The organism is Mycobacterium sp. TH-M15 (assembly GCF_057473705.1).
Window position 1 is genome coordinate 1 of record NZ_JBYCLB010000098.1, and the last position, 8,210, is coordinate 8,210.

The 8,210-nt window shown below is 71.2% G+C and carries 10 protein-coding genes; 6 read left to right on the top strand and 4 right to left on the bottom strand.

Annotated elements, in window-relative coordinates; translation table 11 throughout:
- From AC2VNT_RS02435 to AC2VNT_RS02450, 4 genes are all read left to right on the top strand, one after another.
- A partial coding sequence (locus tag AC2VNT_RS02435; RefSeq protein ID WP_486945338.1) for an aldehyde dehydrogenase family protein occupies positions 1-209 on the top strand: 209 nt, incomplete at its 5' end.
- A 12-nt stretch (positions 210-221) separates the two neighbouring features.
- A complete protein-coding gene (locus tag AC2VNT_RS02440; protein WP_486945339.1) occupies positions 222-974 on the top strand; it encodes an SDR family oxidoreductase in 753 nt (250 codons plus the stop codon).
- Entirely contained in the window at positions 971-1,825 is an 855-nt protein-coding gene (locus tag AC2VNT_RS02445; protein WP_486945340.1) for an NAD(P)-dependent oxidoreductase, read from the top strand. Before AC2VNT_RS02440 ends, AC2VNT_RS02445 begins: the two co-directional genes overlap by 4 nt.
- A gap of 12 nt (positions 1,826-1,837) precedes the next feature.
- On the top strand, positions 1,838-2,266 hold the full coding sequence (locus AC2VNT_RS02450; protein ID WP_486945341.1) for a carboxymuconolactone decarboxylase family protein: 429 nt from the start codon (positions 1,838-1,840) through the stop codon (positions 2,264-2,266).
- A 15-nt stretch (positions 2,267-2,281) separates the two neighbouring features.
- On the opposite strand, the gene AC2VNT_RS02455 is transcribed toward AC2VNT_RS02450, so the two are convergent.
- Positions 2,282-2,716, bottom strand: coding sequence for a TA system VapC family ribonuclease toxin (locus AC2VNT_RS02455; RefSeq protein WP_486945342.1), 435 nt, complete (start codon positions 2,714-2,716; stop codon positions 2,282-2,284).
- A gap of 5 nt (positions 2,717-2,721) precedes the next feature.
- On the bottom strand, positions 2,722-2,976 hold the full coding sequence (locus AC2VNT_RS02460) for an antitoxin (protein ID WP_486945343.1): 255 nt from the start codon (positions 2,974-2,976) through the stop codon (positions 2,722-2,724).
- Between the two features lie 78 nt (positions 2,977-3,054).
- Between AC2VNT_RS02460 and purD the strand changes: the two genes are divergently transcribed.
- Positions 3,055-4,326, top strand: a complete 1,272-nt coding sequence (gene purD, locus AC2VNT_RS02465) for a phosphoribosylamine--glycine ligase (RefSeq protein ID WP_486945344.1) — start codon at positions 3,055-3,057, stop codon at positions 4,324-4,326.
- On the opposite strand, the gene AC2VNT_RS02470 is transcribed toward purD, so the two are convergent.
- Both AC2VNT_RS02470 and AC2VNT_RS02475 read right to left on the bottom strand, forming a co-directional pair.
- Entirely contained in the window at positions 4,323-5,909 is a 1,587-nt protein-coding gene (locus AC2VNT_RS02470; protein WP_486945345.1) for a gamma-glutamyltransferase family protein, read from the bottom strand. The two genes, purD and AC2VNT_RS02470, sit on opposite strands and share 4 nt — an antisense overlap.
- Positions 5,906-7,420: a FadD7 family fatty acid--CoA ligase gene (locus tag AC2VNT_RS02475; protein WP_486945346.1), complete on the bottom strand. Its 1,515-nt coding sequence runs from the start codon at positions 7,418-7,420 to the stop codon at positions 5,906-5,908. The genes AC2VNT_RS02470 and AC2VNT_RS02475 overlap by 4 nt, the downstream gene beginning before the upstream one ends.
- An 88-nt stretch (positions 7,421-7,508) precedes the next feature.
- Here AC2VNT_RS02475 and AC2VNT_RS02480 point away from each other — a divergent pair.
- The coding region (locus AC2VNT_RS02480) for a thiamine pyrophosphate-binding protein (protein WP_486945347.1) at positions 7,509-8,210 on the top strand (702 nt) is incomplete at its 3' end.

Genomic DNA, 8,210 nt, shown 5'->3' on the forward strand with positions numbered 1-8,210 from the left:
CCGGCACCGTCTACGGCGCCGACCCGGAGCGCGCGGCCGCGGTCGCCGCCCGGCTCCGGGTGGGCACGGTGAACGTCAACGGCGGCGTCTGGTACTCGGCGGACATGCCGTTCGGCGGCTACAAGCAGTCCGGCACCGGCCGGGAGATGGGGGTCGCCGGGTTCGAGGAGTACCTGGAGACCAAAGCAATTGCCACAGCGGTGAATTAAGGGGACAGCCAGATGGGACAGTTCGACGGAAAGGTGGCCGTCGTCACCGGCGCCGGCGGCGGGATCGGGCAGGCGTACGCCGAGGCGCTCGCCCGCGACGGCGCCGCGGTGGTGGTCGCCGACATCAACGCCGAGGGCGCCGAGGCGGTGGCCAAGCAGATCGTCGGCAACGCCGGCACCGCGATCGGGGTGGAGGTCGACGTCGCCGACCCGGATTCGGCGAAAGCCATGGCGGACCGGGCGGCCGCCGAGTTCGACGGCATCGACTACCTGGTCAACAACGCCGCGATCTTCGGCGGGATGAAACTCGACACCCTGCTGAACGTGCCGTGGGACTACTACAAGCGGTTCATGAGCGTGAACCTGGACGGGGCGCTGGCCTGCACCCGCGCCGTCTACCCGCAGATGCAGCAACGCGGCGGCGGGGCGATCGTCAACCAGTCGTCGACCGCGGCGTGGATGTACTCCAACTACTACGGGCTGGCCAAGATCGGGATCAACGGGCTGACCCAGCAGCTCTCCCGCGAGCTGGGCTGGATGAACATCCGGGTGAACGCGATCGCCCCCGGCCCGATCGACACCGAGGCCAACCGGACCAGCACGCCGCAGGAGATCGTCAAGACCCTGGTGCAGCAGCTGCCGCTGGCCCGGATCGGCACCGTCGACGACGTGGTCGGCATGTGCCTGTTCCTGCTGTCGGATCAGGCGTCGTGGATCACCGGGCAGATCTTCAACGTCGACGGCGGACAGATCACCCGGTCATGACTTCCGAGGCCAGGCTCGGGTACATCGGGCTGGGCAACATGGGCGCGCCGATGGCCACCCGGCTGGCCGACTGGCCGGGCGGGCTGACGGTGTTCGACGTGCGGGCCGAGGCGATGGCGCCGCTGGTCGACGCCGGGGCTGCCGCGGCCGGCGGCGTGGCCGAGATCGCCGCCACCGCCGACATCGTCAGCGTCACCGTGCTGGACGACGCCCAGGTCCGCACGGTGGTCGCCGAGCTGGCGGCCGCCGCGAAGCCGGGCACCGTGGTGGCGATCCACTCCACCATCGGCGACGACACCGCCGTCGAACTCGCCGCCGAGCTGGGGCCGCGCGACATCCACGTCATCGACGCACCGGTCAGCGGTGGCGCCGGGGCCGCGGCGAAAGGCGAGTTGGCGACCATGGTCGGCGCCGACGTCGACGTCTACCAGCGGGTGAAGCCGGTGTTCAAACAATGGGCGTCGCTGGTCATCCACGCCGGGGCGTCGGGCGCGGGAACCCGGATGAAGCTGGCCCGCAACATGTTGACGTTCACCGGCTACGCCGCTGCCGGCGAAGCGATGCGGCTGGCCGAGGCGGCCGGGCTGGATCTGCAGGCGCTGGGCCGGGTGGTGCGGCACACCGACGCGCTGACCGGCGGGCCCGGGGTGGTAATGATCCGGGACAGCGCGGCGCCGCTGCCGGCGGAGCATCTGCTGTACCGGCCGTTCACCCACACCCGCGGGCTCGGCGAGAAAGACTTACGGCTGGCGCTGGAGCTCGGGCAAGCGACCGGCGTGGCGCTGCCGCTGGCGCAGGCGGCGCTGGATGGGCTCGCCGACGCGCTCGGCGTACCCGACACCGACGACTGATTGGAGACGCTGATGGACGAACTGCGGCGCACCGGCCTGGCCAAGATGAACGAGGTCTACGCCTGGGAGATGCCGGACATGCCCGGTGAGTTCTTCGCGCTCACCGTCGATCACCTGTTCGGCCGGATCTGGACCCGCCCGGGGCTCTCCATGCGCGACAAGCGGTTGATCACCCTCTCGGTGGTCACCGCGCTGGGCCAGCAGGACCTGGCCGAGATCCAGGTCAACGCCGCGCTGCACAACGAGGAGATGACCGCGGACGAACTGCGCGAGCTGGCGATCTTCATCACCCACTACGTCGGCTTCCCGCTCGGGTCCGGACTGAACGGCGTGGTGGAACGGGTCATCGCCAAACGCGCAAAGGCGGCCGGCGCGGACAAGACCGAAGAGAAGAAGGCCAATGTCGACCAGGTGATCCGCAAGCACGCCGGAGACGCCTGAAGTCGGCGCTCAGGATCAGAGCAGTGAATCGGGCCGGTGCCAGCGCACGCCGTCGAACCGTCCGAAATCACTGTCATAGGAGACGATCTCGGCGCGATGCTCGACGGCCAATGCGGCAAGGTGAGCATCGTTGACCAGGTTGCCGCCGGTACCCACCAGAGCGAGCATGCCGGCCAGGACGTCTGCGTGCCGGGCGGTCGGATTCAGCAGTGCGGCACTCGGCGCGGCCAGCCAGTCGGCCACCCGGCCGATCGCTTCCTCCGGCGGCAACGGATGGGGAAACAACCCCTCCTTGGTGGACAGTCGAACGAACGCCAACAGCGGCACCCAGGCGAATCCGACGCTGTCGGCCCCGGACAGCGCGCCGTCGAGCCACCGCAGACTCGGACGATGGTGTTTGCTGGCGGTGTTCACCGCATACAGCAGGACATTGGCGTCGACGACCTTCACCGTGGTTACGCCCGTCGGCGTTGCCGGCGAACGAGCTCATCGTCCTCCAGCTCGGCCGCGAGCTGCAACGCGCGGTCCAGGTTGACCCCGGGAACACCCAGATCGGCGGTGCGGGTGGTGAACCGCTGCCCGGGAGCCGGTCCGGAAGCGCCCTCACGGATCGAGTCGTTGAGGGCCTGCTTGAACGACACCTGTCGCTCGGCCATCCGCCGTCGCAGCAACTGCTCGACATCGGCATCCAGCGTCACCGTCGTGCGCATGTTGACAGCATAGCATCAATAATCGAGATGCGTTGCTGTCATCGTTGTCCTGCTACTCCGTCCCGCTAGTGTTGCTCTGTGCACGTCCTGGTGATCGGCTCCGGCGCCCGCGAACATGCGCTGCTGGTGGCGCTGCGCAGAGACCCGCGGGTCGACAAACTCGCGGTTGCGCCGGGGAACCCCGGTGCGGCACTCATCGCCGACCGGTACGACGTCGACATCGGCTCCGGGGAGGCGGTGACCGCGCTGGCCCGGGAGATCGGCGCCGACCTGGTGGTGATCGGGCCGGAGGTGCCGCTGGTGCTGGGCGTCGCCGACGCGGTCCGGTCGGCCGGGATCGCCTGCTTCGGCCCGTCCCGCGACGCCGCCCGGATCGAGGGGTCCAAGGCGTTCGCCAAGGACGTGATGACCGCCGCCGGGGTGCGCACGGCACGTTCGGAGATCGTGGACAACCCGGGGCACCTGGACGCGGCGTTGAGCCGGTTCGGCCCGGACGCCGGCGAGCCCGCCTGGGTGGTCAAGGACGACGGCCTGGCCGCCGGCAAGGGGGTGGTGGTGACGTCGGACCGGGTCGCGGCCCGCGCGCACGCCGCCGGTCTGCTGGAGGCCGGTCACCCGGTGCTGCTGGAATCCTTCCTGGACGGCCCGGAGCTCTCGCTGTTCAGCATCGTCGACGGCGAGACGGTGCTGCCACTGCTGCCGGCGCAGGACTTCAAACGGGTCGGCGACGGCGACGTCGGACCCAACACCGGCGGCATGGGCGCCTATGCGCCGCTGCCGTGGCTCTCCGCGGCGGCGGCCACCCGGATCGCCGACGAGGTGATCAAACCCGTTGCGGCCGAGCTGGTCCGGCGCGGCTGCCCGTTCACCGGGTTGCTCTATGCCGGCCTGGCGATGACGTCGTCCGGGCCGGCGGTGGTGGAGTTCAACTGCCGGTTCGGCGATCCGGAGACGCAGTCGGTGCTGGCGCTGCTGGACTCGCCGCTGGGTCAGCTGCTGCAGGCCGCCGCCACCGGTGGGTTGGCCGGATTCGGGCCGCTGCGCTGGCGGGACGGCGCGGCGGTGACGGTGGTGCTGGCCGCGGAGAACTATCCGGGCCGTCCGCGGGTCGGCGACGTGATCGTCGGCGCCGACGCCGACGGGGTGCTGCACGCCGGAACCGCCCGCCGGGACGGCGACGGGGCGATCGTCTCGTCCGGCGGCCGGGTGCTGTCGGTGGTCGGCACCGGCGCCGACCTGGCCGCCGCCCGCGTGGCGGCGTACCGCATCCTGGAGTCGATCCGGCTGCCGGGCAGTCACTTCCGGACCGACATCGGCCTAGCCGCCGCCGAGGGCAGGATCCGGCTCTAGAATCCGACCGCCTGACCGTCCCGGCGTGGGTCGCTGACCGCCAGATAGCCGTCGTCTAGGCGCCAGATCGCCTGACAGCTGCCGAACTGGTTGTAGTCGTCGACCGCGATCAGCTGATGACCGCGCTGCTGCAAACCCTCCAGGGTCGCCGTCGGATAGCTCCGCTCGCAGCTGACCTGCAGGCCGTCCACCCAGCGGAAGCGCGGACCGTCGCATGCCGCCTGCGGATTCTGGCCGTGGTCGACGATGCGCGTCACCACCTGGATGTGGCCCTGCGGTTGCATGTCGCCGCCCATCACGCCGAAGCTCATCACCGGAGCGCCGTTTTTGCTCAAGAAAGCCGGGATGATGGTGTGGTACGGGCGTTTATTCGGGCCGACCCGGTTCGGATGCCCCGGCGTCGCAACGAAACCGGAACCGCGGCTGTGCAGCGAGATGCCGGTGCCGGGTACCACCACGCCGGAGCCGAAGCCCGGCATATAGTTCGACTGGATCATCGAGACCATCTGCCCGGATGCGTCGGCGGCGGTGAGATACACCGTCCCGCCGCGCGGTGTGCCGGCGGTCGCCGGCCGAGCCCGCCGCGGGTCGATCAGGCTCGCCCGCTGCTGCAGGTACTCCGGGTCGAGGAGTTGGCCGGGGGCGAGCGCCATGTGATCGGCATCGCCGACGTGGGCCGCCGCGTCGGCGAAAGCGAGCTTCACCGCTTCGATCTGCAGGTGCACGGCGTCGGTCGAATCCACCGGCAGCGACGCCAGGTCGAAGTGTTCGAGGATGCCCAGCGCGACCAGGGCGACGATGCCCTGACCGTTGGGGGGTATCTCGTGCACCGTGAAACCGCGGTAGTCGCGGCTGATCGTGCCGACCCAGTCGGCGCGGTGGGCGGCGAGGTCGGCGGCGCGCATGACCCCGCCGTGGGCAGCGGAATGAGCTTCGAGCTTCGCCGCCAGCTCGCCGCGGTAGAACGCCTCGCCCCCGGTCGCCGCGATCTTCTCCAGCGTCACCGCATGATCGGGGAACCTGACCAGCTCACCGGGCTGCGGCGCCCGCCCGGCGGGCAGGAACACGTCGGCGAACCCGGGCTGGTCTCCAAGCAACGGCACTTGCGCCGCCCACTGCGCAGCGATGACCGGTGACACGGCAAACCCGTTGCGCGCGTATCCGATCGCCGGCTCGAACAGCCGCTCGAACGGCAGCGCACCGAACCCGGTGTGCAGCTCGACCCAGCCGGAGACCGCGCCCGGCACGGTCACCGAATTCCAGCCGAGCGCCGGCACGCCGGCGTCGCCGAAGTACTCCGGGGTCCAGGCGGCCGGCGAGCGCCCGGACGCGTTCAGCCCATGCAGCCGGGTGCCGTCCCAGACCATGGCGAAGGAGTCGGATCCGATGCCGTTGGAGACCGGCTCCACCACGGTCAGCGCGATCGCGGTGGCCAACGCGGCGTCGACGGCGTTGCCGCCGTCGGCGAGCATCCGCAGCCCCGCCTGGGCGGCCAGCGGCTGCGACGTGCACACCACGTTGCGGGCCAGCACGGGCGTACGCGGCCAGGCATACGGCAGATCCCAGGAGAAGGGCGCGTTCATCGCCGCGTACCGGTCGCGAACTTCTCGGCGACCGCGCGCCGGTCCACCGACCCCTTGGCGGTGTGCGGCAGTTCATCGGCGACATGGATGCTGGCCGGGATCTCGAAGCCGGCCAGCCGGTCGCCGCAGAACCCGGTCAGGTCGGTGACGCTCGGCGCGGCCGACGCCGTCGGCACGATCACCGCCGTCACCGTCTCGCCGTAGATCGGGTCCGGCACCCCGATCACCGCCGCCTCGGCGATGCCGGGGTGGCCCAGCAGCACGTCTTCGACCCGTTCCGGCGAGATCTTCTCCCCACCCCGGTTGATCAGTTCCTTGATCCGGCCGCGCAGCACCAGCTGCCCGTCCTCCGACAGCGAGCCCAGGTCGCCGGTGTGCAGCCAGCCGTCGGTGAAGTTCGCCGTGGTGATCGCCGGATCACCCAGGTAACCGCGGGCCACGGTGCGGCCGCGCAACCGCACCTCGCCGACCGCGCCGGGCGGCAGCGGCCGGCCGTCGTCGTCGACGATCCGGATGTCCGGTCCGGAGGACCGGCCGACCAGCCCGGGGGCATCGGTGGCCGGGTCGGCGGGCCGGACGCTGCAGATCTGGTGGGTGGCCTCGGTCATCCCGTAGGCGGACAGCATCGGTGCGCCGAACTCCGCCGAAAGCCGCTGCGCGGTCGGCAGGTCCAGCGGGGCACTGCAGCTGCGCAGGAAACGCAGCCCGGCATGGCCGGCTACCGCCCCGCGGGCCAGCAGGATCCGGTGGATGGTCGGAACCGCGGTGAACCAGGTGGCGTTCGCGGCTTGCAGGTCGGCGACGAACGTCTGCGCGGAAAACCTGCCGCCGGCCGGCAGCAGGACGGTACCGCCGGATGCCAGGGTCGCCAGCAGCGCGGCGATCAGCCCGTGGCCGTGGAACAGCGGCATCACCGCGACGGTGGCGTCCTGCGGGCCGAGGCGGTAGGTGTCGACGATCGCGGCGGCCGCGCCGGAAATGCTGTCCTGGGTCCACGGCACCATCTTGGGCGCTCCGGTGGTGCCGCCGGTGAACATGATCATCGCGTCGTCGCGGTGCAGCCCGTCCGGGGTGCCCGGTGACGGCTGCGGCGGGGCGGCGACATCGGCATCGATCGACGGGGCGCGGTCCGGGCCCGATGTCACCGCAACCGGCCAGCGCGGCGGTGACGGCTCCGGCTCGGCCGCACCGCTGACCAGGACGGCCCGGGCGCCGGCCGTCGTCATCCGGGTTTGCTGCTCGGCGACCGGCAGTGCCGGATCCAGCGGCACGGCCACCAGGCCGGCGTTCAGCGCGGCGAGCAGACCGACGACGAACACCGCATCGCTGGGGGCGCGCAACGCCAGCCGATCGCCAGGGGCCAGACCGGCCCGGTGCAGCCTCGCCGTCAAATCCTCGACCAGGCCGAACAGCTCCGAGTAGGTGATCGGCACCCGGTCTGCGGTGACCACCAGGGCGGTGGCCTCGGGTCGTGCGGCCGCGGTGGCGTGCAGTTGATCGACGAACATCATCGTCCCCAGCGTACGGGTTGGCCGTCGCCGCACCGCTGGGGAAGAGTGGGAGGCGACACCCACCCCGCGACCGGCAGGAGAGCCGAACATGGCGACGCCCAACGAGCGCACCGACGGATTCCAGCTCACGGTCGATGCGCTCAAGCTCAACGGGGTCGCCACCATCTACGGGGTGGTCGGCATCCCGGTCACCGACCTGGCCCGGGTCGCGATGGCATCCGGCATCCGCTATATCGGCTTCCGGAACGAAGCCGCCGCGGGCAACGCCGCGGCCGCCGCCGGTTTCCTCACCCGCCGGCCGGGGTTCTGCCTGACCGTGTCGGCGCCCGGATTCCTCAACGGCCTGACCGCGCTGGCCAACGCCACCACCAACTGCTTTCCGATGGTCCAGATCTCCGGATCCGGCAGTCAGGCGATGGCCGACCTGCAGCGCGGCGACTACCAGGAACTCGACCAGCTCAACGCCGCCCGGCCGTTCGCCAAGGCGGCCTACCGGATCGGCCGGATCGAGGACATCGGTCTCGGCATCGCCCGGGCGATCCGCACCGCGGTCTGCGGCCGGCCCGGCGGCGTCTACCTCGACCTGCCGGGTGAGGTGCTCGGCCAGAGATTGGCCAGCGCCGCGGCCGCGGAGACCATCTTCCGGGTTGTCGACCCCGCCCCGGCGCAGGCGCCGGCAGCCGAGGCGGTGGACCACGCGATCAGCCTGCTCGCCTCGGCCCGGCGACCACTGATCGTGCTCGGCAAGGGCGCCGCCTACGCGCAGGCCGACGAGGTGGTCCGCGAGTTC